The sequence below is a fragment of the uncultured Sunxiuqinia sp. genome, from assembly GCF_947495665.1.
In the GTDB taxonomy this organism is placed as follows: Bacteria; Bacteroidota; Bacteroidia; order Bacteroidales; family Prolixibacteraceae; genus Sunxiuqinia; species Sunxiuqinia rutila.
The window spans coordinates 20,596-46,456 of the sequence record NZ_CANLZV010000005.1 but is presented as its reverse complement, the minus strand read 5'-3'; the positions used below and the strand labels follow the sequence as shown (position 1 = coordinate 46,456).

The following is a 25,861-nucleotide window of genomic DNA, read 5'->3' as shown; positions in this document are numbered from 1 at the left end:
AAGTTATGAATAAATATATCAAAGCAATAGCGTTTATTGCGATCCTGGGATTTACATCGTGTACGGATGATTTCCTGACCAATTACCCGACCGATTCGCAAGAAGCCGGTGGCCCGGCAACGGAAGGTGCTATTTTATCAAACTTAGGCTCCTGCTATCAGGTGCTGCTGTTTGATAGTTATGCCAACCAAAACTACAACAGTATAGTGCTGATGTCTGACCTACGTTCAGATGATATCTTTAAAGGTGGTGGTGACGCTGGTGACCAGGGACAGTTGTACCGTTTGTCACAACTCGATGCTACTCCGGACGAATTGCCCGAAGGCCTTTGGATCATTTACTATAACGCCTTGGCTCGGTGTAACAATGCCATTTCAGCATGCGAAAATGCCGTTGATGTCGATGAAACCCGTCTGGCTCAATACAAAGCTGAGGCGCATTTCCTGCGTGCTTATTACATGCATTGGCTGTGGAAATTCTGGGGCAACATTCCTTATTTCGAAGAAGATTTGGAAGAACCTTATTTTGCCCGTCAGTACTCCGCTGATGAAATTTATGCCGAAATTATTGAGGATGTCAATTTTGCACTGGAAGGCGACAAGCTGCCTATGAGTGTTTCGGGTGCTGATCAGGGGCGGGCCACTAAAGCTGCTGCCATGTTGCTGAAAGCCCGCGTGGTGATGTATCAAAACGATGAATCAAGATATGCTGAAGTACTGGCTGACATGAACGAAATTTATGAAAGTGGTGCTTACAGCCTGGTTGATTTTGCATCGATCTGGACCCGGGAAGGTGAGTTTGGTGCTGAATCTATTCTGGAAACAAATCATCTTCCGGGAGAATATGGTGGTAAAACATGGGGTGACGGTTGGACTGGTTTTGGAACCAACTTGCCTGCTTTCATCTCGCCAAACGGTTTGAGTGGTGCTGACGAACTCAGTGGCTTGTCGGTGTATAAAGGCGGCTGGGGTTTTGGGCCCGTACGCCCAGAAATCGTGGATATTTATGAAGATGGCGATAAGCGCCTGAGTGCATCTATCAATCATTTTGCAGATGGAACCTATACGCCACGTTTCCAAAATACAGGATACTTTATGGCTAAATATGCCGCTCGCGAAGGGTATAACGAGCCACCGGGTGATGTTGACCTGAACTACGAAAACAACCTGCGTATTTTCCGTTACGCCGAAGTACTGTTGAATGCGGCTGAATTGATCGTTGTTCACGGTGTAGCGCCAGTAGGCCAGTTGACAGCTGAAGTCGCTATTACTGAAATCAGAGAGCGTGCCGGCCTGGCCACTGCTGCGCCAACAACAGAGTTGATCAAACTGGAAAGACGCCGTGAATTTTTAGGTGAAGGCATGCGTTTCTGGGACCTGGTTCGCTGGGGCGAAGCCAATACCTTAACTGAGAATCTTCCTGAATACTCTTCAAACCGTACGTGGGCACCCACTAAAAAGTACCTGCCGATTCCTCAATCTGAAATCGACAAAACAGAAGGTGAGTTCAAGCTGGTTCAAAATGATGGTTATTAATCGCTAAAAACGAAAAAACGATGAAAAATATATTTAAACTAGGCTTGCTGATGTCCATGTTGACGATGTTCTTCATTGGCTGTGAGCCACAGGAATTTGATTCGGGCGACGCCAGAGAGAGCTACCCGCCTTCGGCCGAGGAAGTGACGGCAACTGTTAGCCAGGGGAGTGATGCCTATCATTTCAATATGGTAAGTAATGCGGGTGTTTCGGGCATCCATTTGATAAAGTGGGATTTGGGCAATGGAAATGTTGCCGAAGGCAAAGAAATTGTGGCCTATTACCCGCTGCCCGGAACCTATGACGTAACATTGACGATTACCACCAATACCGGTGCGTTTACTGAAAAAGTTGTCGCTCAGGTTGTTCAGGAAGAAACAGACTACTCTATTTTTTCCAACGAAAAGTTTATTTTCCTGAGTGGTGGAGTCGATGACCTGGATGGAAAAACCTGGGTGCTGGATAGTTTGTCCCAAGGGCATCTTGGTGTTGGACCTGCCGGTTCAAACGGACTGGCATGGTGGTCTGCCGGCCCGCTGGCCAAGCAAGGCGTTGGCGTCTTGTACGATGATGAGATTAACTTTCAGATCAATGGCTTTGTGGCTACTTTGGAGAATAAAGGACAAAGTTATGTGAAGGCTTTTGTTAGCGATAGCCCGGGTTATAGCAACGGTTATGAAGATGATTCGGACTTTGTGGTGGACTACACACCCTCGCCCGGAAGTTGGTTTGTCGAGGAAAGAGATGGTAAGTGGTATTTAACGCTTTCCGGACCTACGCCAATGTTCCCATGTTTCGACGTAGGAGCCGTCAATGGTTCTTACGAAATTTTGAGATTGGAAGAGAACCTGATGGAGCTAGTTGCAACCGACCGTGTTGAAGGGAATGCCTGGCATTTTCAGTTGATTCCTAAAGGATATGTAAAACCAGCTGTTTCTGCAGAACTATTGGTTAACGACTTATCGGCAACAGCGGTTAATACCTACGAAGTTTCATTGGCAAATGCTGCTATTCCTGAAGGTCAGGCGATCAATGGGGTAACTTTCGACTTTGGTGATGGTACTACAGTGGTGGCTGACAATTATACGGATGTTGTTTCGCATACTTACATGCGTGCCGGAACCTTTATGATTTCAGCGGTTGTGAACACTTCTATCGGGGAATTGAATTTATCTGAAACGGTGACTGTTACGACGAATCATCCAGACTATGTTCCATTCTTACTGGATGAAATGGTCATGTACAACGACTTTAGCGAAGTGGCTATGGCTGCTGTTGTTGGCGAGGATTGCTCTGTCGTTACGATGGCAAATCCTGACCGGATCTATCCAAACCGAAGTGCCAGTGTAGCGATGTATTCTAAAACAGACAATCCATGGGCGAATGCGAATATGAAGCTGCCTTCCGGCTATCGCTTTGACTTGCGCTCCATCTCAACTTTCAAAATCATGGTGTACGGTAAAGCAGGCGATGTGGTGCTGCTGAAACTGGAAAACACGGATTGGGGTGGCGATGCCTGGATGTCAGGTGTGGAATTGAATTACACGATTCAAGAAGATAATACCTGGGAAGTGGCTGAATACGACTTTGCCGGTGTTGCCAATAATGGTTCGGCAGGCGGAGTATTTACCAATGATGTAACCGATCCTGATGCTGCTGTAAGTCATGATTTCTATGATATCGTACGTATCATGCTGAATCCAGGTGTTGGAGAAGGAACCCATGAATTCTATTTCGATGAATTGGCCGGTCCTCACGTAGAGGGAATCAAATCGGCACAAATCAAGTAATTACAAATTGAATCTTAACTAAAAACCGACCTGCCCGATTGGGGGCAGGTCAGGTTTCTTACACGCTACAAACATGAAAGCAATCTCCTTATTTTTAATTGGACTGCTCCTGCTAACCGGAGCCTGTGCACCAGTTTCTTCGGACAAGAAAGAACAGACAGACAAAAGGATAAAGGAACTGATTTCCCAAATGACACTGGAGGAAAAGCTGGGACAGATGTCGCAGTTTGATCCCGGCCAGTTAGGCGGACCGGAAAATGCAAAACAAGCCATTAAAGATGGGAAAGTGGGTTCTATTTTAAACCTGGTTGGTGCCGAAACGATCAATGAGCTGCAGAAAGTTGCAGTAGAAGAAAGCCGTTTGGGAATTCCTCTGGTTATTGCCCGCGATGTGATTCATGGTTACCGCACCATCATGCCCATTCCATTAGGGTTGGCGGCTAGCTGGAATGCTGAAATAGCAGAAAAAACGATGGCTGTATCTGCCGTAGAAGCCGCTTCTGAAGGCATTCACTGGACCTTTGCCCCGATGATTGATGTGTCGCGTGATCCGCGATGGGGGCGTATTGCCGAAAGCTGTGGCGAAGATACTTACCTGACCTCTGTTATGGCTAAAGCCATGGTTAAAGGGTTTCAGGGCGATGATTTGAGTGATCCGAAAACCATTGCTGCCTGTGCCAAGCATTTTGTGGGCTACGGGGCAGCCGAAGGCGGACGCGATTACAATACGACTTTGATTCCGGAAGTTCAGCTTCGGAATGATTATTTACCTCCTTTTAAAGCTGCTGCCGATGCCGGCGTAGCTACCTTTATGTCGGCCTTCAACGATTTGAACGGCGTTCCAACCAGTGGAAACGAATTTACCCTGAAGCAGATTTTGCGGCAGGAGTGGGGCTACCAGGGAATGGTAGTCAGCGACTGGGCATCCATTGCCGAAATGATTCCTCATGGCTATGCCGCCAATAAGAAAGAAGCTGCCGAACGAGCATTAATGGCTGGTGTTGATATGGAAATGGCCAGCGACTGCTACGCCGGAAATGTAAAAGCGCTGTTGGACGAAGGCAAAATCGATATGGCTACCATTGATCGGTATGTGGCCAATATCTTGCGCTTAAAATTTGACCTGGGCTTATTTGAAAATCCCTATACCGATGAAACATTGGCCGAAAAAACACTTCTGGCCGAAAAACATAAAGAAATTGCCCAACAGGCAGCCAGCGAAAGTTTTGTGCTGCTTCAAAACAAGAACGAATTACTGCCCTTGTCCAATGACATTAGCTCGGTTGCGGTGATTGGCCCTTTGGCCGATTCGCCACACGACCAGATGGGAACCTGGGTGTTTGATGGGAACAAAGAAAATTCGGTGACTCCGCTTACTGCTTTGAAAGCCAAGCTGGGCGACGCTAAAATTAATTTTGCAAAAGGACTGGAGATTAGCCGTACTAAATCTACAGAAGGCTTTGTCGCCGCTGTTGAGGCTGCGAAAAAATCGGATGTGGCTGTTCTGTTTCTGGGTGAAGAGTCGATTCTTTCGGGCGAAGCCCATAGTCTGGCCAACCTGAATCTTCAAGGCAGCCAAACCGAACTGCTGGAAGCTGTTCAGGCAACCGGGAAACCAGTGGTGGTGGTGATCATGGCCGGACGCCAACTGACCATTGCGCGCGAACTGCAACTGGCTGATGCCGTATTGTACGCCTGGCATCCCGGAACCATGGGTGGTCCGGCTATTGCTGACATGTTGTTGGGCGAAACGGTTCCGTCCGGAAAACTGCCGGTTACTTTCCCCAAAACAGTTGGGCAAATCCCTATCTACTACAACCATAAAAACACCGGACGTCCGGCTGATTATGAGCAATGGACCGATATTAATAAAATTCCGGCTGAAGCCACGCAGCACTCGCTGGGAAACACCTCGCATTACCTGGATGCCGGCTTTGAGCCACTTTTTCCGTTTGGCTTTGGATTAAGCTATAGTTCGTTTGATTATTCCAATTTGGAATTATCGGCCAACAGCATGGGAACCGATGGCGTTATTGAAGTGTCAATTGATTTGAAAAATACCGGCAAGTACGAAGCTGCAGAGGTGGTTCAGCTCTACATTCGTGACCGATTTGGAAGTGTTACCCGCCCGGTCAAACAATTGAAAGGGTATCAGAAAGTCACTTTAAAACCGGGAGAAACCAAAAATGTCGTAATTCAACTGAAGGCAAAAGATTTGGAGTTTTTTAACGGCAAAGACTATGTTGTTGAAGCCGGCGATTTTGATGTGTGGGTGGGAACCAATTCACAGGAAGGCTTGCATGCGGAGTTTTCAGTTAACGAATGAATCAGTCAACGTATCGATATATGAAGCGAACGCATTTTACTTCAGTCGTCCTGTTTTTGTTAGCGGTTGTTAGTGTTTCCTGTAGCAATTTCAAATCGAATCGGGAAGAAGCTTACCCCGGCTATAAGCTGGTGTGGTCGGATGAATTTGATTACCAAGGTCTGCCGGATTCCTCGAAATGGAGCTACGATACCCATGGAAATGACTGGGGATGGGGAAACCAGGAGGCACAGTTTTATACCAGCCGACGGCTGGCCAATGCGGAGGTGAAAGAGGGGAAACTATTTATCACGGCTATTCAGGAGTTTTATAAAGACCATAAATACACTTCGGCACGCCTAATAACTAAAGGGAAAGGCGATTGGCTTTATGGGAAGATAGAGGTTTGTGCCAAGCTACCGAAAGGACGGGGTTTGTGGCCGGCCATTTGGATGTTGCCAACAGATGGGGCGTATGGCAGCTGGCCAGCTAGTGGTGAAATCGACATCATGGAAAATGTGGGTTACATGCCTGATACCATTCTGGCTTCGTCACACACCAAAACGTACAATCATAAGGTTGGCACTCAGCGGTCTGACACGATCATTGTGCCCACTTGCTATGAGCAGTTTCATGTTTACCAACTTGAGTGGGAGCCCGGAGAATACCGGGTTTATGTAGATGGGCAACACTTTTTCACCTTTGAAAATGAGGGGACTGGGCCTGATGAATGGCCTTACGACAAGCGCTTTCACCTTATACTGAACCTTGCTGTTGGGGGAAGCTGGGGCGGATTGAAAGGGGTTGATCCAACTATTTTCCCGAGTACGATGGAAGTGGACTATGTTCGTGTTTATCAGAAAATTTAACATCGTGTGTTCATGAATTACCTAAGCTTTTTCCTGCTGCTGTTTGCTTTCCTGCCAAGCCACGGAGTATTTGCCCAACAAGATTGTGAGAAACTGGTGTGGTCGGATGAATTTAGCACGGACGGAGCTCCTTCCGAAGAAAGATGGGGCTACGACACTGGTGGTGGTGGCTGGGGAAACAATGAGTTGCAAACCTATACCAATACACGCACCAACTCCTGGGTTGAAAACGGAAACCTTTACATTAAGGCGGTTAAGAAGGATAATAACTGGACATCAGCGCGTTTAATTACCAAAGGAAAAGGGGATTGGCGATATGGGCGGATTGAAGTGCGGGCCAAGTTGCCTTCGGGTAAAGGAACCTGGCCGGCTATCTGGATGCTGCCTACCGACTGGGAATATGGTGGCTGGCCGGCCAGCGGCGAGATTGACATCATGGAGCATGTGGGTTATGACCCGGGCGTGGTGCACGGCACCATCCATACCGAGGCGTATAATCACGGCATTGGAACGCAGAAGGGCGGAAGCATCACCATTGACGATGCCATGGCCAATTTTCATGTTTATGTCCTGGAGTGGACCGAAGAAACCATGCGCTGGTATGTGGATGACGAACTGTATTTTACTTTCAACAATGAAAACAGAACCTATAAAGAGTGGCCGTTTGACAAACGGTTTCACCTGATGCTGAATGTCGCCATTGGAGGAAACTGGGGAGGAGCAGAGGGCATTGATCCGAACCTGACGGAAGCAACCATGACGGTTGATTACGTTCGTGTGTATGCCAGTAAACTGCCCAAACCGGTGATTCAGGGATCTCAGCTGAACAGCTTGAATGAAGAGACTAGCTATGCTGTTAATGCCATTGAAGGAGCGCAATACAATTGGCTGCTGCCCGAAGGTGTAACTGTGCTAAGTGGAGTAGGTACCTCAGCCATTACCGTACAATGGAATGATGCTCCCGGCGACATTCAGGTGGAAGTGTCAACCGCTTGTGATGCGGTGGTGTCGGATGTTTTTCATGTTGATTACCTGATTCAACCGGATGCGGAGGGGTTTGATGTTGCTCCGGTGAATGAGGATCAGGAGCTGCTGTGGCAGACCCATGCCGGTACCGATAACAGTTTGACTTTGGCTGAATCGGATGGCGTATTGTTGGTGGACTTCGATATTAACAATCCTTCTCAAAATGCCTATTTTTCTTACGTCTTTAATGGCCTGATTGACCTGACTGCACATAATGAACTGGCCCTGGAGCTAAAGATTGATCCGGCCAATCCGCCTTCCAATATGCGCTTCGATTTGGTGGATGTAAATGGGCACGTAGAGTTGGTTGATCTGTTTAAAATGGAATCGTTTGATCAGGACGACAGTTTTCATTTTCATTACCACCATTTTGCGTCCAAAACCGACGGCTCTTTTCTGCTGGATAAAATTGCGGAAATCCGGGTGTACGTCAACTACGGAATTTTTGGGAAGGCTGGTAGTGGTCAGCTTCAACTTCAAAATGTCCGGTTGCAGGAAGCAAAAAGCACAGCAGCAGAGGATTGGTTCAGTGCGCCCGAATTTTTGGTCTACCCCAATCCGGCACAGCAGTTTGTCAATATTGATTCGAACGAACCGTTGAATAGCGTGCAAGTTTATGGCATGAGCGGGCAGTTGCTGATGGTTAAGTCAGGTCTTCGGGCCAGGAATTATCGCCTCGATCTGAATGGCTTGCAAACCGGAATGTATTTGTTGAGAATCAATCAGCTGTCCTCGCAGCTGATCTCGGTTCGCTAATCAGGAGAACGAAAGACCGGCTATTTTCTGTTCGGGAAACAATCCTTAATTTTGCCGGCATGAATAAGATTCCTCAAGAAGTAAATAATATCATCTTTGATTTAGGCGGCGTATTGCTGCATATCGACGCGCAGCGGTCCATCAAAGCCTTTGAGTCGCTGGGATTGACGAATGCCATTAACCATGGTGGCTGGGGCTATCAGCACGAGGTTTTCCTGCAAATGGAAAAAGGCTTGCTATCGGACGAGCAGTTTCGGAATGGTATTCGGGAATTGTTGCCGGAGCCTGCCAGTGATGAAGCGATCGATAAAGCCTGGTGCGCCATGATCATTGACTTCTCAGACGACCGCATTAACTTGCTTCATGAGCTGAAAAAGAGCTACAAACTTTACCTGTTTTCCAATACCAATAACATTCATCTGAATCATTTTCAGACGCTGTTTCAGCAGCGGTTTGGCTTTCCAATATCAGACTTGTTCGAGAATGATTACTACTCGCATGTGCTGAATCAGCGGAAGCCAAGTGTGGAATCTTTCCAGACGGTACTCAACCATGCCGGGCTAAATCCGCAGGAGACATTATTCATCGACGATTCGAAGGAAAATACCCTTGGGGCAGAAAAAGCAGGCATGCATGCTGTTCACCTGACAATGGAACAAAACCTGCAGGCACTTTTTGGACGGAACTAGTTCTCTTCCGGATCGTTCCAGTCGCCACTGTCGCGAATGAGTGTTTCCAGTTCATAAACGGCATTTTCAAAGGGAATGTGTCGCTTCTTAAGGGTTTGTCCCTTGTAGAGGTTTACTTTGCCTGGTCCGGCTCCTACAAAGCCGTAATCCACATCGCCCATTTCGCCGGGCCCATTCACCACGCAACCCATTACGCCAATCTTCAGGTGGCTCAGGTGCTTGAAATGCGCCTTGATGTTCTTGGTGGTTTCATGCAGGTCGAAAAGAGTACGACCACAGCCGGGGCACGAGATAAACTCGGTTTTAGTTACCCGCATGCGGCTGGCCTGCAAAATGGAAAAACTTAGGTTTTTCAGGTCGGTAAAGGTGATGTTGTCGCCGTCATTGGTGATGCACAGACCATCGCCATAACCATCCAGCAATAAGCCACCCAAATCCACCGAAGCTTTAATTTGAAGGTCATCCAGGCTTTGTTCGTTGTAGCGGCGGTAGATGATTACCGGTACTTTCCAGATGTGCGTTTCCAGATTCATAAAGAACGCGCGCAACTCGGCCAGCGGGTTTTTGTTAAAGCTTTCCAGAATAAGAACCGTTTTACGGGTTTGTTTCAGCTTGGTGATAATCTCTGGGTTCTCGGCCATGAAACGGTCAAACTCCGGCTTGTTGGTGCGGATAAACTTCATCTGTCCCCAGTGTGAGCCACCAAACAGGTACTCATCAATCGAAAGAATGGGGTATGCGTTTCCTTCCAGATCCAGCACTTCATCATTTTTCAGGAAGTACTCCGGTATTTGTTTGCCGCGCAGTGGAAGAATTTCGGCCATGCTACGGTCGCGCAAGTCAGCGACGACCACCGGAACTTGCTTATCGCCCATATTCATCACCGGACGTACCGATCGACGTTCGTATTCAAATGGGTTGGTTTGCGCAAAAAGAGGCGCTTTTATAGGGGCGTGACCTTGATAGGAGGTCACATGATTGATAATTTTTTGAGCCACCGGAATTTCAGCTTCCGGCGATTCGGTGAGCGAAACCCGAATGGTATCGCCAATTCCGTCAACCAGCAAGGCGCCAATGCCAACGGCGGACTTGATGCGGGCGTCTTCGCCTTCGCCTGCTTCAGTAACGCCCAAGTGAAGCGGAAATTTCATATCCTCCAGGCGCATTTTTTTATTCAGAAGCCGAACCGTGTACACCATCATCCGGGTGTTGCTCGACTTGATGGAGATGACTACGTTGTTGTAATCTACTTTTTTGCAGATGCGCAGAAATTCCATGACCGATTCGGAAATTCCGGCCGGGGTGTCTCCAAAACGGCTCATAATCCGGTCAGAAAGAGAGCCCTGGTTGGCTCCAATGCGCAAAGCCGTGTTGGTTTTTTTCAACATTTCAAGGAACGGAATAAATTGCTCTTCAATTTTACTCAGCTCGGCTTTGTATTCCGCATCGGTGTATAAATGATGCTCAAAACGAGCACGTTTGTCGTAGAAATTTCCGGGGTTAATCCGGATTTTTGAAATGTACTTGGCTGCCACTTCTGCCAGGCGCGGGTTAAAATGAATGTCCGCGATAAGCGGTGTTTCATAGCCTCGGGCTACCAGCTCCTTCTTAATGTTTTTGAGGTTTTCCGCATCATTGATCCCTTTGACGGTTACCCGCACATAGTCAGCACCAGCCTTGATAATCCGGATGATCTGTTCAACAGTTGCATCGGTATCCCGCGAGTCGGTGTCAGTCATCGATTGAATGCGAATCAGGAAATCACTTCCCATTGGCACTTTCCCAATCGTAACGGTAGACGTTGATTGGCGCTGGTATTTTGTTAAATCTTTGATATAATTAAAATTCCGATCTTTCATCTTCAGCCATGCATTTTTTGAGCGCCACAAAGTTAATTTAAAGTTAAGAAATAAAAAATCCCCAAGCCGAAATTCCTGCGCTCAGTGAAAAGAATTCTGGAGGAGTGTTTTCTGACTGAAAATCACTAGTGTTATTCGCGTTTGAAGAACGCCTTTTTTCCCATTTGACGAACCGATTTTTAACGTCCGAAAGAAAGGCATTTTTTTGCAGTCAGGTATTAGGTTAAACTTAATTCTTCGTGACTTGCTCAACTTTCTGTTTTGCCCGAAATCACGTACTTTTGAGAAAACTAAGTTTGAAGTCATGCCGGTAAAAGTTGACAAGATATGCAAAACTTATGGAGTTCAAAAAGCGCTGGACGAAGTAAGCTTTCAGTTTGAAGAAGGAGAGTTGGTTGGTTTTCTGGGGCCTAATGGTGCTGGAAAATCTACCTTGATGAAAATTATGACCGGTTATTTGGCGGCCGATTCAGGAGAGGTGCTGCTGAATGGTGAGCAGATGACTCCAGAGAACTATGCCTTGCGACGGGAAATTGGCTATTTGCCCGAGCACAATCCGTTGTATACGGACTTATATGTCAAAGAATTTTTGGGGTTTGCTGCCGGTTTTTATCAGCTTCAAAATAAAAAGCAAAAGATTGCTGAAGTGATTGAAATGACCGGTTTGGGCCTGGAGCAGCACAAAAAAATACGGCAGCTGTCGAAAGGTTATCGCCAACGGGTGGGGCTGGCCCAAGCACTGATTCACGATCCTTCGGTGTTGATTTTGGACGAGCCAACCACCGGACTTGATCCCAACCAGTTGGATGAAATACGAAGCCTGATTCGCACGATCAGTCGGGAGAAGACCGTGCTTTTTTCTTCTCACATCATGCAGGAAGTGGAAGCCATCTGCAACCGGGTGATCATCATCAACCGGGGAAATTTGGTGACCGATGGCTCGGTCGATCTGGTCAAGTCGGGTCAACTACTGAGTCGGCAGCAGGTGCTGGTCGAACTTTCCACCCCGGTGAATGAAGCAAGCTGGAAGCAGCTTCCGGGCGTAGACAGCCTGCAAGTTGTTTCCGAGAATGTTGCGTTGTTGACCGCTTCGGATGAGCGAGATTTGCGTCCGTCCATCTTTCACTTTGCCGTTGAGCACGGATTGGTTATTTTGACCATGAATGAAAAACAGGCTGGCCTGGAAGATGTTTTCCGGGAATTAACCCGCACAACCCGTTAGTTTCTGCCTATGAGTTTTTGTGCTGTTTCCGTTGTCCTACCTTTTTATCAGGCCGAAAATACCCTAAATCGTGCTGTTACCTCTATTTTGAATCAGACATTCACGGATTTTGAGTTGTTGCTGGTAGATAATAATTCGACCGACCGCGGTGGCGAAATTGGCCGCGAATTTGCTCAGACTGATGCACGTGTCCGAGTCATTCAGGAAAATCAGCAGGGGGTTGTGTTTGCCATGAACCGAGGCATGCAGGAGGCCCGGGGAGCATTTATTGCCCGAATGGATGCTGATGATGTGTCGCTGTCCGAACGCCTGGAAAAGCAATTTCAGTTTTTACAGCAGCATCCGCATATAGGCTTGGTGGGCTGCCAGGTGAAGCATGTTTCCCCCTTGCCATCAAAGGGACTGGAGCGATTTGTCAACTGGGTTAATTCCTTTCACGCCTCTGACGCCATTTTTCAGAACCGGCTGGTGGAGATTCCAATTATTCAGCCCACGGTGATGTTTCGGGCCGAACTGGTTGGAAAGCACGGGAACTACCGGGAGGGGGATTTTCCGGAAGATTATGAGTTGTTCCTACGTTGGTTGGATGCCGGTGTCCGGTTTTACCAACTGCCCGAAATGCTGCACGAGTGGCATGATTCGGAAACCCGTTTAACCCGTACCGATGATCGCTATAGTGCTGAGGCGTTTTACAAAACCAAGGCGTACTATTTTGCCCGTTGGTTTGTGCGTACGCATCCGCAAAGGGAATTGTGGGTGTGGGGTGCCGGACGCAAAGCGCGGCAACGGGCCCGGTTGCTGGAAGAGCAGGGCCTGACGATTTCGGGCTACTACGACTTGAAAGCCGGTAAAACCACAGAAAAAGCCTGTCGCTCGTATGTGGATATTCCAGCTCCGGGGCAGCAGTTTATCCTGTCGATGGTGGGCAATCGTGGTGCCCGCGAAAAAATAACCAACTTCCTGCTGGAGCGCAACTACCAGGCAGGTTCCGATTTTCTGCTGATGGCCTAGCGGAGCTGCTTGAACCTTATTGCTGGCGTGTGTAGCTCCATTGTCCTTGTCCCCTTTTTAAAATGAGTGAGTCGGCTGTAATTTTCTGAATTAACAGGGTGTCGGTGAAATCGAAGCTTACTCCGTTGCCAATGCTTTTTCCTGAGAGTATGAGCTGTGTGTCGGTATTGCTCCAGCTTTTGTATTGTAAGGTGCTCATGTTAATCGATGAAGCCTTGCCATCTTCCTTCAATTCAAATCCTTGTACTTTGGGTTCCTGTCCGGGAATGGATTGTGTCCACGATCCAATGAGCTGATCTTTGGGATTGCTGCATGCTGAAAGTAAAAGTAGGACTGCTGCTGCCAGAATACCGAGTCCGGCACGGATTTGTGGGGAACTGTTTTCGATGTGTGTGTTCATGGCTTTCTTATTTTTAGTTGACAGGCAAAGGTAATAGGCGGAATTAATTTTTCACCGATTGGAAAAGCGATGGTTGGAAGAAAAACTTGTTTATGCAACGTGCTGGCTTCAGCCCTTAGCTTGGCGTATTCTCGTTCTGGTGATTGGATACCGGCAAAGTAAAGGTGAACTTACTGCCTTTTCCGGGTTCGCTTTCAAGCCAGATTTGTCCCTTGTTCTTTGTAATAAACTCTTTGCTAAGGATAAGTCCCAAGCCCGTTCCCTGTTCGCTTTGGGTGCCGTGTTGGGAAATCATCTGGGTGATGTCGAAGAGTTTGTCGCGGGTTTGTTTATTCATACCGATACCGTTGTCTGACACTGAAATTTCAATGTAGTTTGCTTTTTTCACGGTTTCGATCACCACCTCACCTCCCGGGTTGGTGTACTTGATGGCGTTGGAAACCAGGTTCCGAAGAACACTGGAAACGGATTTTTCGTCGCCATAAGCCAGGGTGTCTTTCTGGATTTTACGGACCAGGCTGATTTCTTTCTGGGCAGCGTTGCTTTCAAGTAGCTGACTTACATTCATTCCAATTTCATGCACATCAATCTTTTCAAACTGGTATTGCATGGTTTCCGTTTGAACTTGTGCCCATTGCAGTAAACTTTCCAACAAGGCATACAGGTTGGAAGAAGAATCTTTTAGGGCTACCAGGAACTTCTTGATGGTACCGGGGGGTAGGTCGTCAAAATTATTGACTAGCAGATCGGTGGTTCCCAAAAATCCATTGAAAGGGCTTTTCAGGTCGTGTGCAATGATGGTGAAAAACTTGTCTTTATCGGCATTTACTTTTCGCAATTCGGCTTCCGACTTTTCAAGACGCACACTCAGCTTTTTCAAGGATATGCGACTTCGGGCTACAACAACTAAAATCAGCAAGACCAGCACACCACCGGTAATGAGAATGTGACTGACCATTTTTTGTTGCCGGATGGTTACCCGCTGAAGCTCATTGTTTGTCCTTAAAATCTGGTTTTCCTTTTCCTGTTGTTCGGTGAAATACTTGACCTGAAGGTCATTAAACTTCGTGAGTTCTTCTGCACTAAAAAGACTGTCCTTCAGGGCTGATGCTTGTTTGTAATACTTCAGGGCATTAGTCGTCTGTCCTTCTTTTTCGGCCATTTCAGCTAAAACAAAAAGGTTGTCGCGAATCAATCCGGCGTAGTTTTTTTCTTGCGAAAGCTTCAGGCTTTTTTGCGTATAGTACCGGGCCGAATCCAGCTGGTTAAGGTGCAAAAAATTGTGTCCCAAGTGATGTTCAGCAATGGCAATCCGGTTGAGGTTGTTCATTTGAATGCCGTATTTCACCGCCTGACGGTAATGATACTGAGCCGAATCCAGCTGGTTCATTTTGCTGTAGACATTCGCAATATTGACCGATACAAACGAATAGGAAGGATTGTCGTCCTCCTTTTCCGTAAGAATATCCAGTGCTTGGGTGTAATTTTTTAGCGCCTTGTCCAGCTCATTCATTTTCTCGTAGCAATTGCCAATGTTGGCATACGAATAAGCCACCGAACTCATGCTCTTTATCTGCCTGGCTTGTTCCAGTGCCTGGTAGTGAAGTTCGTAAGCTTTGTCGTACAAGCCCCATTCCTGGTAAACCAGGCCCATGTTGTTCATCACTTTGGAGACGCCATTCGTGTCATTGATGGCTTCGCGGATGGTAAGTGCTTTCTGGTAATGCCTGAGTGCATCGATGCTGTTGCCCATGCCCCAATTGACGACGGCGATGTTGTTAAGTACCTTCCCCAGCCACAGGCTGTCATTCAGCTCGGTAAAGAGGGCATGGGATTGGTTGAAATAATTAATGGCTTCCTGAAAGTTGCCCAGTTGCCAGTTGAAAACCCCAATTTTATCCAGTATGAATGCGCGTTGGAAAGAGTCTTTCTCAAACTCCAGGGCTGAGGTGTAGAAGTATACGGATTTGTTTTTTTCCAACGAAGACTGCGCCAACTTCTTTAAAAGTTCTGCTTTGGCCGAATCTCCCTGTGTATCTGCTAACAAGTCATTCAAGTTTTCCTGATGGGAGCTATGCGCTAACCCAGTGTAAAGAGTTAGGAAAAAAACAGCAAAAAAAAGCAGGCGCGTATTAGTTGGTATAAGCATCAATGTATATTCTCAAAACAGTGTAAATCATAATCTCTGACCAGGCTAATATAACTATTTATCGGCTAAAATAGTTCTCGGTTAAGATTGATTTAAATCAAAATAAAAAAGACGTGATTCTTCCCTGTAAATGTCTGTCACTTCATCAATCTGAGGGCATTTTTGAGCCTGGAGAATGGCTCCTAAAACGCTTTTAAGAACACTGGGCCTAATAAGCCGGCATCCTTGATTTCCCAGGAAGAAGCGTCAAAGGGCTGGTAGTTGATGTTTACAAAATTGATGTCATGAAACTTACGCCAGACAATTCCCCGGCGGTCTAAGTCGCGGATGCGGTTTGCAGCCACGTTGGTCACTTCAACCTGCAGGATGTTTTTCCCGGGCACCAGGTTGTCTACTTTCACCTTGTACACTGGGCCTAGCAAAGTTCCAAAGTCTTTGCCATTAAGGATTACCCGGGCACAATCTTTCACAAGTCCCAAGTCCAGCAAAGCCTCTTTTTCGGTTTGGTCGCGGTTAAATAGGGTGGTGTAGCGCACTGTTCCGGCAAAACGACGGGTTTCCATGTCACCCATTTTAGTCCACGACAGCAGCTCGTCGGTTTGCAGGTTGCCGGGGAATACGGGGCCGCCCTCAATGAACTCAACTTTCCAGAGCGAACCAGCTTCATGGGGCATTTGGTCGGAATTTTCGTAGCGATAATCCGGTGCCTTTGCCTTGTTCCTGGAGCAGAGGATAAACAGTGCCTGCTCTGATTCGAGTTGAATCCGGACCGAATCTCCTTTTTGCCCGGCGAGCGTAATTTCGCCGTTCATCGGATTCATAAAAACATAGGATCGGGCTGAAGCATTCAAGCTAAGCCAGGCGTCTTTCTGATCGGTTGTGGAATTGACAATCCAATACAAATCATCATGGCCCAGCTTCATTTTGCGATAATAAAATCCGTTTTCGGTCAGCGAAACTTCTCCCCGAATCCCGGAACCTGCAAGTAGTTCCAGTACTTTCCCAGTCGTTTTTTCGGGAGACAGGCTTAACTGAAGTTTCATCAGTTGCTGTTCCCGCTCGTGAAGGTTGGCCAGGCCGGGAACACTTTTCGGCAAGCTTTCATCAAAAAATACCTTTGCACCACTTGCCACCAACTGCACCAGTTGCTGCATGGTTGCCAAAGGCATATAAGCCGTTTTGGGAACTACCACGGCCTTATACCGGGCTTTTCCTTCCGTAGCGATTTCACCCTCCTGAATCCGGCAGTTTAGCAATTGCTTGTCGGAGATGTAGTCGAAACTGTATCCGGCCTTGGTCAGTTTTTCGGAAAGCCCGGCCAGTGGAAAGTCGCTAAACCAGGAGGCCTGATCACCTTTATCAATGTTCAGGTTGTTGAAAAGCCGTCCTTCGCTGGCTGCCACGTCAAAATAAGGCCAATACACCAGCAGGTCGTTTTGCGGACTGGCTTGCTGAAGCAGGCTCTGAGAACGTTCGATGTATTGAAACAAGGCAGGAAGCTCACGCCACAAGGGGTTGCGGTTGTTCACCTGGGTAGAGGCATAGAATAACCATCCGGGCCATGGGGCATCAGCCGGCGAATAGCAGGTGCCATGAAAAAACAGGTGGTTTACGCCTGCCAGAAAAAGTCGGTTGGTTGCCCGCACCATGTCTGAAGTATTTACTGTCCAGTGCTCATTGAGCCAAGTGAAGCTTTCTGCTGAAACCAGCTTTTGACCGGTAACATGGGCGGCTGAAGACGCAAATTTATTGACAAAAATACGGACCGTACCCGGCTCAATTGTTTTGAAAATCTCTGTTTCGGGAATGTCGCAGGCAGCATACAAATCCAGAATGTTTCCGGGCGAACCGTGTGCCTGGTTGCGGTTCATACTTTGATGGCTGTTGGCCCAGGCAGTCATGGGTTGGATAAAGGACTCCAGCACCAAGTCGGACAGCGTTTGCCGGTAATCTGATTTGACACGGGCAACCAGCTCTTTGTCGGGATAGTCGTCGGTCAGCACATGCAGGTATTGTGCCAGGTCGTAACCTCTTCGCTTGCGGAATTCCTCGGTGAAATGGGGGGTAAAGTCACCGGTATATTCAAACGAATCGTGAAAAAAGCAACGAAGCAAACCTTCGTCAATCCCCAGTTTGTTCCAGAATTCATTGAAATACCAGTTCGAAATTGTTTGGTCAAAAGTATCAATCGCCCAACCTTCACCTCCTTGTGAGGGGCGTTTTACCTTGTCTTTATTCTTCTGGCGTAGTGCCAGGTAAACGGTGCCGTTTTGAGGTGCGGTAAATTGCCCGGCAGTATTCAGTACCGTTGTTTCTCCTTTGGAATTGACAAAAGAAGCGGCAGCCAACCGACCGGATAGCTTGTTTGGTGCTTGCCACTTTTCACCTTCACGCAGTTCCGTTTGCTGTATTTCCAACGACCACAAGCCTTTTTCTTCCGGAACAAACGGACCTCCGCAGCGCCAGCCACTTCCGGGAGGAAGGTCCACACCCATTCCCAAACCGTGGGCTTGGTTGACGGTGTAGCGAATCAGGTCTGAAAATTCGGGCGAAAGGAATTCAATAAACCGCTGATCTTCGCCTTGGACCCCATAGATGGGGGTTATTTCAACCCCACCAATTCCTGCTCGGGCCATTTCCTGCAACTCGCGTGTGATGTTTTCCTGGTCAACCGCGTTGCCCATCCACCACCAGCGTGTCCATGGTTTTGATTCGCGGGTTGGTGTGGGCCAGGAGACTTGCTGAGCTGAGCCGGAAGTGACAAGACATAGGAAAACCAGTGTTTGCAGAAACCGTGAAAGAAGAGTGTGCATCGTGTTGGATTAAATATTTGGCACAGTAAGTTTACAAAGTTTTTGTGAAGGATGAATTCCTGAAGAGCTTTTATTTCTTCCACACAATTGGGGGCGAAAGCAAGTATAGCAGCGGGGAGGCTTGCCGGGCTTGGGGCTAAACAACAATGGCCACATTGCCTTTTTTATGTCCCTGGTCGACATAGGTGTGCGCCTGAGCAATTTGCTCCAGCGCGTAAGTCCGGTCAATGACTGGTTTTACTTGGCCGGTTTCCAGCAGTTCTTTCAGCAGAAGCAGGTCTTTGGCTCTTTCTTTTGGAGGGCGCAAGCCTGTGGCGGCAATCTTCACTTTTTGTTTTCCAACGAGCGAAGTCCATAGCACGTTTGGAAGAACGCCCAGACCAATAGCCACTTCCAGAAAGGTACCGTTCGGACTCAGTACTTTCTTAACTTGAGGAAAGCGGATTTTTCCCACCGCATCCAGTATGATATCGTAAGTTTGCCCGTTTTGCGTAAAATCTTCTGCAGAATAGTCAATGGCCTTGTCTGCTCCAAGCGATTTAACCAACTCAATATTGGTGCTGCTGCAAACAGCTGTTACTTCTGCGCCGAAGTACTTGGCCAACTGAACGGCCGAAGAACCAACACTTCCGGAAGCTCCGTAAATCAGCACGCGTTGGCCTGGTTTGATTTTGCCGGTATCGCGGAGAAAGGGTAGAGCCGTTAAAAAGCCATCCACGCTGGCAGCGGCTTCTTCCGGACTAATCCCGGCCGGCTTTGGGGCCAGAACCCCTTCCTCGGGGAGGCAAATGTATTCGGCATTGGCTCCAAATTCGGGTCCTGCTGTTCCAAATACCAGATCGCCCTTTTTAAAGCGTTGAACCTCTTGCCCTACGGCTTCAATTTCACCTGCCAGCTCTTCTCCCAGCCGGTTGATTTTGGGTTTCACAAGTCCGGTGAACAGCCGGGTCATAAATGGTTTGCCTTGGCGGAAGTAGCATTCGGTGGTTGTTACGGTAGTGGCCTGTATTTTTACGAGCACCTCATGGGTTTTTGGGCTTGGCTTTTCTACCTCTACGAGTTCCAGCACTTCCGGTCCCCCGTATCTTTTATAAGCTATGGCTTTCATTTTTTCCATTTTTTAGATTTTCTTTGGCGAATTTCCCGGAGCCTGGCTTTCACCAGTCAGTTTGTCGTTAAGTTTGTTGCTTTTAAGTAGCTAACGTTTTCGACAATAAAAGGTTGCCGCGAGATGTGATTCGTCCCGGTAGCTTATGTTGAAGCCAGAGGTTGGCAGTTATTCAGGTTTGAAGGGACAAACAAAAAGCGCAGCAGATGCGTTGCACCTTAGGAAGGAGATTATTATGGAGCGAGATAAATATAAAAATTTGCGGTATCGGTTGATGGAGAGCGAAACCTGGCCGTTGGAATACATGTTTAAGTTCATTACCCCAAACAAAGATGGCAATGTGGAGCAAATTAAGGCCTTGTTGCCTGAACATGGCAAAATTTCCTACAAACATACTTCCAACCTTGCGCATGTGGCCATTACCTGCGTGGCGACCATGCAAAATGCGGATGAGATTGTAGAGGTAACTGAGAAGGTTGGGCAAATTGAAGGCGTGATCGTCCTGTAAATTACCATTTAAATTTCGTGTGAAGATGCATGGTATTTTTCTGATTTTGAGGTTGTCGTGAGTTTAGATCCAGTGTCTGGCAAGGATACCGTGGATCAACCCAAGTATGTCGGGAAAATCTTTTAAAATGCGACGATTGATAATTCGAAGCAGTGGTTTTTGTGGATTAACTTTCCCGAGAAATGAGTTTGCTGAGGGAATAACTTTTGCTTGAAATTTTTAGGCGAACCGGTTACTCCCTGAATAATATGCTTTTTCTTTCGTTTTAGGCCATCAACTACTTCGCTTAACTTTTTGCTGATGCTCTGATTCTGATTGTTTTGTATCCCAAAAAAAGATTGTACATTTGTGCCATCATTGTGGAAAGATTTGAGATTGATTGCAACCACACTAAAAAAATGCTAAAGCAATCGGCTTTACCTTTTGGATTTCCATTCAATCTCCTTTTTTACCGCTGATTTTAGACTGACGCAATGAGTTTGTGTCAGGCAAAGTTGTTCATTTAATATACTTCGATATGAGTTATTTATTTACAAGCGAATCAGTATCCGAGGGGCATCCGGATAAAGTTTCTGATCAGATTTCAGATGCCTTGCTGGATGAGTTTCTGGCTTTTGACCCCAACTCTAAAGTGGCGATTGAAACTCTGGTAACAACCGGACAGGTGGTATTGGCCGGCGAGGTAAAATCGAAAACTTACGTAGATGTGCAGGAAGCTGCCCGTAAGGTGATTAACGAGATTGGCTACACCAAAGCCGCTTACCGCTTCGATGGGGACTCCTGCGGCGTATTGACGGCGATTCATGAACAAAGTCCCGACATCAACCGCGGGGTGGATAAAACCGATAAAATGGATCAGGGCGCCGGCGACCAGGGAATGATGTTTGGCTATGCCAGCAAGGAAACCGATGACTACATGCCGCTTCCTCTTGAATTATCGCACCGTATTTTGATGGAACTGGCGGTTATTCGTCGCGAAGGAAAGGAAATGACCTACTTGCGTCCGGATTCCAAGTCGCAGGTAACCATTGAATACAACGATGATCATAGCCCGAAACGTGTTGATACCATTGTGGTTTCAACGCAGCACGATGAGTTTGATGCCGATGAGCCCATGTTGGCGAAAATCAAGGAAGATGTCATTACGATTTTAATGCCACGGGTGATTGCTCAACTTCCTGAGCGCGTGAAAGCCTTGTTTGGCAGCGATATTATCTACCATGTAAACCCAACCGGAAAGTTTGTGATTGGCGGACCTCATGGCGATACCGGCTTGACCGGCCGTAAAATTATTGTGGATACCTATGGTGGAAAAGGAGCTCATGGTGGTGGTGCTTTCTCCGGGAAAGACCCTTCCAAAGTAGACCGTTCGGCGGCTTATGCAGCCCGTCACATTGCCAAAAACCTGGTGGCCGCTGGCGTGACCGATGAGGTGTTGGTTCAGCTGGCTTACGCAATTGGTGTGGCTCAGCCGGTAGGTTTGTTTATCGATACCTACGGAAAAGCCAACGTGAAGCTGGATGACGGACAAATTGCCAAAAAGGTACAGGAGATTTTCGACCTGCGTCCGGCAGCCATCGAAGAGCGCCTGAAGCTTCGTAACCCGATTTACCGCGAAACAGCGGCCTACGGACACATGGGGCGTACGCCTGCTGTGGTTACCAAAACCTTTGATTCCCCTTATTTCGGTAAGGTTGAGAAGAAAGTGGAACTGTTTACCTGGGAAAAACTCGACTATGTCGATACCATCAAAGCAGCCTTTGATCTATAGGTCGAACAGCATACAATAAAAAAATAAAGCCCGGAGATTAATCTCCGGGCTTTATTGGTTATAAATCCTCCGCAGTTGCTAAAACTCTTTTTCGCCAAACTCACTTTTGGGGAGTTTGCTGTTGATGTTTTTCTTGTTCAGGTTGAAGCTGAGGTTCACCAAAATCATATCTGTTTCATAAATGTAATTGGTGGTGGTATAGAAGTCTTTGCCCCAGGTAGTGATGCGCTGCCGGTTGCTTTCATGCATGCCCAGGTCAATGTTTTGCCATTGCACGCTGGCGGTCATCCGGTTGTTGAATAAACTCTTTTTCAGGCTGAGGTTGGGGCTTAAAAAACGGGAATCTTCGCCTTGTGCTGTTGGGCGCACCGAAAGGTAATTCACATTGGCATCCAGGCTCCAGGTGGGAGCCAGTGTAAAGTTGGTGTTTGCATTGATGGAATATACCCAATCGTCTTTTGGATCAATCCGAACCGGCTCACCCAGAATGACCAGGTCACCCTCGTATTTCTGCTTGTAAATCGTGGTTCCCAGGTAAAAATTCCACCAACTGACGGGCTGCACATTTACACCCAGTTCAAGGCCCAAGGCGGTTGCTTTTTCAACATTGGTATACACCCGGTTCAGGATGGTGTCGGCATATACGCTGTTAACCCGTTGCACCGGATCTTTGCTTGAGCGGTAATAAGCTGTGGTAAACAGGGAACCTTTGTCAAAGGTTTTAATCAGCCCCAGCTCGAAGGAATTGATCAACTCCGGACGCAGATCCGGATCACCAATTTCCAGGGTTTCGGAGTGCTCACGCTCCGGAATTGGGTTGAGCTGGTTGTTGGACGATCGCTGAATCCGACGGCTGTAAGCTCCTTTCACTTTCCAGTCGTTATCTAATGCATAAAGCGCACTGATCGAGGGAAACAGGTTGGACAGTTTCAGCTTGTGTGGGTTGGGATCGGTCGATAAAACAACGGTACGGCTTGAATACTCGTAACGCAAGCCCGCCGAATATTCCAAACGGTCTCTTTGTGCCGAATACTGGACGTAGGCCGAATTGATCCGGTTTTTTGAAACGGCTGTTCCGCTAAATTGATCCAGGCCGGGTTGGTTCGGATCAAAGGGAGTCACCAGGTAGTCGAATACCCCATCTTGGCGGTCGTTGCGAAACTGGTAACCGGTTTCCAGCATGCCACTGGCCACGGGCAGGCGGTAGTCGGCTTTCAGGCGGTAGCCTTTAATGGGTTTCTCGTACGGATTCTGGACGTATTGCAACACTTCGCCTCCCTGTCTGCTCAGGTTGTAGTTGTGGGTGTTGCCATACAAATCATCGTATTCATACAGGCCCGAAAGCGTCAGGTGGGACTGATTGGCAAAAGTGTGGGTGTAGTCCAGGTTCCCCAGGGTAAAGGTTCCTTGCTTGATCTGCTTGTTGGGGTTGTAGTAGTTGAAATGGTAGATGAAGTTATCCTGCAAATCGGTTTGCGAGTTCTTGTAAAAGATGTTGGCATCGCGTTCCTGGTAGCGTTTGCCGCTGTACACACCCAGTGAGATCACATTGTTTTCATCGGCAGCGTAGCTGACAGATGCCCGCCCCATGTAGTTGTAGCGGTAAAAACTACGTTCTCCGGCACTCGGAAAATGATTGATGGTGCCATTCTCCGGATTGGTAATCCGGACATAGCCATCGCGAAAGCCGGCCAGATCGTCGCGGGCGTAATTTCCGCTAAGGGTGATGTCCCACTTATCCTTTTGGTAGCTGAAACTGGCATCGGCCGCATAACGAACAGGTTGATCTTCGTTGCCAAAGGTAGTGGTGCTGGGCAGGCCTCCTTTAAGGTTGATACTAAGCCCGGTATGGTCGCTGCTTCCTTTTTTGGTGGTGATGTTGATGATTCCACCCTTGCCATCCGGATCGTATTTGGCTGACGGAGAGGTGATCAGTTCGACATTTTCGATAGTGTTGGCCGGCAGTTGACTTAACATGCTTTGCGGATCAGCCAATACCGGCTTGCCATTAACCAAGAGCAGAAAGCCGGAGGAGCCGCGCATGGAAATTTCACCCAACCCATTGACCGAAACGGAGGGCATATTCTTGAGGACATCGATGGCCGAACCGCCTTGAGCAGACTCAAACTGATCGGCTTTATACAGTTGCTTATCGAGCTTGTTAAATGCTTGTATTTTGGTTCCGGTTACCGCAATCTCGTCAACCAGCACCTGTGAAGGAGTCAGGGCAATATCGCCCAGCGCTACCGGTTTGTCGGCACTTATCCGGAATACTTCGGATGCTTGTTTCTCATAGCCCATAAACTGAATCTGCACAAAGTAGCTTCCGGCTTTAATTTTAGTGAAAGTGAACTTGCCCGATACATCGGTGATTCCGCCAGCCACCAGCTCCTGGTTTTCGGATTGATACAAAGCCACACTGGCGTATTCCATGGGTTCTTTGGCCTCGTAATCAATAACCCTTCCGGTAACATTGGAAGCGGTTGCATTTGCTGCCAGCAGCAAGCAAATAAAAAAGAGAACATTTCGTAAAATCATAATGGATTGTAATTGAGTTAGCAATGAAGGAGGAGCAAGGTTCAACAGAACATCATGCTTTTATCCTACCATTTCACTTGGATAAAAAAACATGCAAATCTAAAAATAGTTTTGGATTTCTGTGCCCGTCTGAATGCGATGTCGGAAATTGCCTGGCTGATTGTGTTTTGCATAAAATACCTGAAGTGTTATTTCTGCTTTTATTATTTTTGAATGGTGTAGGTTGCTGCATCTGCAGATGTGTGTTGGGGTGAAGCGCAGAGCTTCCTTGATGGGAGGTCTGGAAGAGGAGCAGATTTCAGCCTTTGTAATCTGTTGGTCGAAAAAAGTTTGATTTGTAATCTTTTTGCAACAATTTGCAAGTATTAGGCTGTTAGGGGGGTAGGTGTGTTTCTTGAGAGGTGTTACCAATTCTTAATGACGAATTTAATCGAATTGTAATATTTCATTAACGGACCTGTAATGTTTTAGGTCTTCATTTGTCAGTGAATTCTGTTAAAGGAATTTGAAAAATTCAATCTTAAGTATATGAAACGTATTGGCGTATTAGTAATGGTCATGTTGAGCATGATCGCCTTGGGCCAGGCCCAAACAACCAATGAATTTAAACCAAGTGGAAAACCAGTTATGCGGATTTACAGTAATTATCACAGTACATTTTCGGATGGTGAATCTGCTTCCACCTTTGAACTGACCCGGGTTTACCTGGGCTACCAACACCAGTTTAGCCGGGAATTGTCTGGCGCAATTGTTTTAGATGTTGCCGATCCCGGTGTTGGCGGACTGGAAATGACTGCTTTCGTGAAGAACGCTTACCTGAAATACCATACCGGAAACTTCACAGCAAATTTCGGGATGATTGCAACAACCCAGTTTAAAGTACAGGAAAATGCCTGGGGCTACCGGTATTTGTACAAATCGCTTCAGGATGAGCACAAATACAACGCCAGCGCTGACCTTGGAATTAGTTTGGCTTACCAATTTTCGGATGTTTTGAGTGCCGACGTGATTGTGGCCAATGGTGAAGGCTACAAGAAAGTACAGGCCGACAGCACCTTCCGTACAGGCTTTGGGGTGACACTTACCCCGACTAAAAAGCTGACCGGACGGGTTTACTACGATTTTATTTCCAAAGAAAATACCCAGTCGTCGCTGGCCACCTTTATTGGTTATGCCGCCGACAAGTTTTCGGTCAATGCCGAATACAACCACCAGTTTAATGCCGGTTTTAAAGATGGCCAGGATTTAAATGGTGTTTCGTTCTACGGAACCTGGAAAGCCGCCTCTAAAATTAAGGTGTTTGCCCGCTATGATCAGCTTTATTCCAACACTGTGGATGGAGCTGCCAACGACTGGAACCTGAGCAAGGATGGTCAGCTGTATCTGGCCGGACTGGAGTTTGCTCCGGTTAAAGGTGTAAAACTGTCGCCTAACTTCCAGGGATGGAGCCCGGCGGACAGCAACAAAGATTTTAGTGCATCAGTCTTTTTGAATTGTGAGATCAAATTCTAA

Annotated in this window: 17 protein-coding genes; 11 read left to right on the top strand and 6 right to left on the bottom strand. The window is 47.3% G+C overall.

What is annotated here, in order from left to right:
• The first annotated feature begins 5 nt into the window (after nucleotides 1-5).
• From Q1A18_RS07885 to Q1A18_RS07860, 6 genes are all read left to right on the top strand, one after another.
• Nucleotides 6-1,535 carry a RagB/SusD family nutrient uptake outer membrane protein gene (locus tag Q1A18_RS07885; protein WP_299578398.1) on the top strand — a complete coding sequence of 510 codons (1,530 nt, stop codon included), beginning with the start codon at nucleotides 6-8 and terminating at the stop codon, nucleotides 1,533-1,535.
• A gap of 20 nt (nucleotides 1,536-1,555) precedes the next feature.
• Nucleotides 1,556-3,325 (top strand): PKD domain-containing protein, encoded by a 1,770-nt coding sequence (locus Q1A18_RS07880; RefSeq protein WP_299578397.1) that lies wholly within the window; start codon nucleotides 1,556-1,558, stop codon nucleotides 3,323-3,325.
• A 73-nt stretch (nucleotides 3,326-3,398) separates the two neighbouring features.
• Nucleotides 3,399-5,651, top strand: a complete 2,253-nt coding sequence (gene bglX, locus Q1A18_RS07875; RefSeq protein WP_299578396.1) for a beta-glucosidase BglX — start codon at nucleotides 3,399-3,401, stop codon at nucleotides 5,649-5,651.
• Between the two features lie 20 nt (nucleotides 5,652-5,671).
• Nucleotides 5,672-6,499 carry a glycoside hydrolase family 16 protein gene (locus Q1A18_RS07870; protein ID WP_299578395.1) on the top strand — a complete coding sequence of 276 codons (828 nt, stop codon included), beginning with the start codon at nucleotides 5,672-5,674 and terminating at the stop codon, nucleotides 6,497-6,499.
• 12 nt (nucleotides 6,500-6,511) lie between these two features.
• Nucleotides 6,512-8,281, top strand: coding sequence for a family 16 glycosylhydrolase (locus tag Q1A18_RS07865; RefSeq protein WP_299578394.1), 1,770 nt, complete (start codon nucleotides 6,512-6,514; stop codon nucleotides 8,279-8,281).
• Between the two features lie 59 nt (nucleotides 8,282-8,340).
• On the top strand, nucleotides 8,341-8,970 hold the full coding sequence (locus Q1A18_RS07860; RefSeq protein WP_299578393.1) for an HAD family phosphatase: 630 nt from the start codon (nucleotides 8,341-8,343) through the stop codon (nucleotides 8,968-8,970).
• Here the strand turns inward: Q1A18_RS07860 and ispG are convergent.
• The gene (gene ispG, locus Q1A18_RS07855; RefSeq protein ID WP_299578392.1) at nucleotides 8,967-10,829 is read right to left on the bottom strand and encodes a (E)-4-hydroxy-3-methylbut-2-enyl-diphosphate synthase; all 1,863 of its coding nucleotides are present in this window, start codon (nucleotides 10,827-10,829) and stop codon (nucleotides 8,967-8,969) included. The genes Q1A18_RS07860 and ispG overlap by 4 nt on opposite strands.
• A gap of 304 nt (nucleotides 10,830-11,133) precedes the next feature.
• Between ispG and gldA the strand changes: the two genes are divergently transcribed.
• Together gldA and Q1A18_RS07845 are read left to right on the top strand one after the other, a co-directional pair.
• The gene (gene gldA / locus Q1A18_RS07850; protein WP_299578391.1) at nucleotides 11,134-12,051 is read left to right on the top strand and encodes a gliding motility-associated ABC transporter ATP-binding subunit GldA; all 918 of its coding nucleotides are present in this window, start codon (nucleotides 11,134-11,136) and stop codon (nucleotides 12,049-12,051) included.
• 9 nt (nucleotides 12,052-12,060) lie between these two features.
• Entirely contained in the window at nucleotides 12,061-13,062 is a 1,002-nt protein-coding gene (locus Q1A18_RS07845) for a glycosyltransferase family 2 protein (RefSeq protein ID WP_299578390.1), read from the top strand.
• Nucleotides 13,063-13,078: 16 nt separating this feature from the next.
• Here the strand turns inward: Q1A18_RS07845 and Q1A18_RS07840 are convergent, their stop codons facing one another.
• From Q1A18_RS07840 to Q1A18_RS07825, 4 genes are all read right to left on the bottom strand, one after another.
• The gene (locus tag Q1A18_RS07840) at nucleotides 13,079-13,462 is read right to left on the bottom strand and encodes a lipocalin family protein (protein WP_299578389.1); all 384 of its coding nucleotides are present in this window, start codon (nucleotides 13,460-13,462) and stop codon (nucleotides 13,079-13,081) included.
• A gap of 115 nt (nucleotides 13,463-13,577) precedes the next feature.
• On the bottom strand, nucleotides 13,578-15,509 hold the full coding sequence (locus Q1A18_RS07835) for a tetratricopeptide repeat-containing sensor histidine kinase (RefSeq protein WP_299578388.1): 1,932 nt from the start codon (nucleotides 15,507-15,509) through the stop codon (nucleotides 13,578-13,580).
• Nucleotides 15,510-15,793: 284 nt separating this feature from the next.
• Nucleotides 15,794-18,424, bottom strand: a complete 2,631-nt coding sequence (locus tag Q1A18_RS07830; RefSeq protein WP_299578387.1) for a glycosyl hydrolase — start codon at nucleotides 18,422-18,424, stop codon at nucleotides 15,794-15,796.
• A 136-nt stretch (nucleotides 18,425-18,560) separates the two neighbouring features.
• A complete protein-coding gene (locus tag Q1A18_RS07825; protein WP_299578386.1) occupies nucleotides 18,561-19,532 on the bottom strand; it encodes an NAD(P)-dependent alcohol dehydrogenase in 972 nt (323 codons plus the stop codon).
• A gap of 235 nt (nucleotides 19,533-19,767) precedes the next feature.
• Between Q1A18_RS07825 and Q1A18_RS07820 the strand changes: the two genes are divergently transcribed.
• Nucleotides 19,768-20,040 carry a DUF493 family protein gene (locus Q1A18_RS07820; RefSeq protein ID WP_299578385.1) on the top strand — a complete coding sequence of 91 codons (273 nt, stop codon included), beginning with the start codon at nucleotides 19,768-19,770 and terminating at the stop codon, nucleotides 20,038-20,040.
• A gap of 517 nt (nucleotides 20,041-20,557) precedes the next feature.
• A complete protein-coding gene (gene metK / locus Q1A18_RS07815; protein WP_299578384.1) occupies nucleotides 20,558-21,811 on the top strand; it encodes a methionine adenosyltransferase in 1,254 nt (417 codons plus the stop codon).
• Nucleotides 21,812-21,889: 78 nt separating this feature from the next.
• On the opposite strand, the gene Q1A18_RS07810 is transcribed toward metK, so the two are convergent.
• Complete coding sequence (locus Q1A18_RS07810) at nucleotides 21,890-24,349, bottom strand: TonB-dependent receptor (RefSeq protein ID WP_299578383.1); 2,460 nt, start codon at nucleotides 24,347-24,349, stop codon at nucleotides 21,890-21,892.
• Between the two features lie 528 nt (nucleotides 24,350-24,877).
• Between Q1A18_RS07810 and Q1A18_RS07805 the strand changes: the two genes are divergently transcribed.
• Nucleotides 24,878-25,861, top strand: a complete 984-nt coding sequence (locus Q1A18_RS07805) for a hypothetical protein (protein WP_299578382.1) — start codon at nucleotides 24,878-24,880, stop codon at nucleotides 25,859-25,861.

What these genes read in the sequence shown, in the direction of transcription:
- Q1A18_RS07885 (WP_299578398.1), top strand. Translation starts at nt 6, where the DNA reads ATGAATAAATATATCAAAGCAATAGCGTTTATTGCGATCCTGGGATTT.
- Q1A18_RS07880 (WP_299578397.1), top strand. Translation starts at nt 1,556, where the DNA reads ATGAAAAATATATTTAAACTAGGCTTGCTGATGTCCATGTTGACGATG.
- bglX (WP_299578396.1), top strand. Translation starts at nt 3,399, where the DNA reads ATGAAAGCAATCTCCTTATTTTTAATTGGACTGCTCCTGCTAACCGGA.
- Q1A18_RS07870 (WP_299578395.1), top strand. Translation starts at nt 5,672, where the DNA reads ATGAAGCGAACGCATTTTACTTCAGTCGTCCTGTTTTTGTTAGCGGTT.
- Q1A18_RS07865 (WP_299578394.1), top strand. Translation starts at nt 6,512, where the DNA reads ATGAATTACCTAAGCTTTTTCCTGCTGCTGTTTGCTTTCCTGCCAAGC.
- Q1A18_RS07860 (WP_299578393.1), top strand. Translation starts at nt 8,341, where the DNA reads ATGAATAAGATTCCTCAAGAAGTAAATAATATCATCTTTGATTTAGGC.
- ispG (WP_299578392.1), bottom strand. Translation starts at nt 10,829, where the DNA reads ATGAAAGATCGGAATTTTAATTATATCAAAGATTTAACAAAATACCAG.
- gldA (WP_299578391.1), top strand. Translation starts at nt 11,134, where the DNA reads ATGCCGGTAAAAGTTGACAAGATATGCAAAACTTATGGAGTTCAAAAA.
- Q1A18_RS07845 (WP_299578390.1), top strand. Translation starts at nt 12,061, where the DNA reads ATGAGTTTTTGTGCTGTTTCCGTTGTCCTACCTTTTTATCAGGCCGAA.
- Q1A18_RS07840 (WP_299578389.1), bottom strand. Translation starts at nt 13,462, where the DNA reads ATGAACACACACATCGAAAACAGTTCCCCACAAATCCGTGCCGGACTC.
- Q1A18_RS07830 (WP_299578387.1), bottom strand. Translation starts at nt 18,424, where the DNA reads ATGCACACTCTTCTTTCACGGTTTCTGCAAACACTGGTTTTCCTATGT.
- Q1A18_RS07825 (WP_299578386.1), bottom strand. Translation starts at nt 19,532, where the DNA reads ATGAAAGCCATAGCTTATAAAAGATACGGGGGACCGGAAGTGCTGGAA.
- Q1A18_RS07820 (WP_299578385.1), top strand. Translation starts at nt 19,768, where the DNA reads ATGGAGCGAGATAAATATAAAAATTTGCGGTATCGGTTGATGGAGAGC.
- metK (WP_299578384.1), top strand. Translation starts at nt 20,558, where the DNA reads ATGAGTTATTTATTTACAAGCGAATCAGTATCCGAGGGGCATCCGGAT.
- Q1A18_RS07810 (WP_299578383.1), bottom strand. Translation starts at nt 24,349, where the DNA reads ATGATTTTACGAAATGTTCTCTTTTTTATTTGCTTGCTGCTGGCAGCA.
- Q1A18_RS07805 (WP_299578382.1), top strand. Translation starts at nt 24,878, where the DNA reads ATGAAACGTATTGGCGTATTAGTAATGGTCATGTTGAGCATGATCGCC.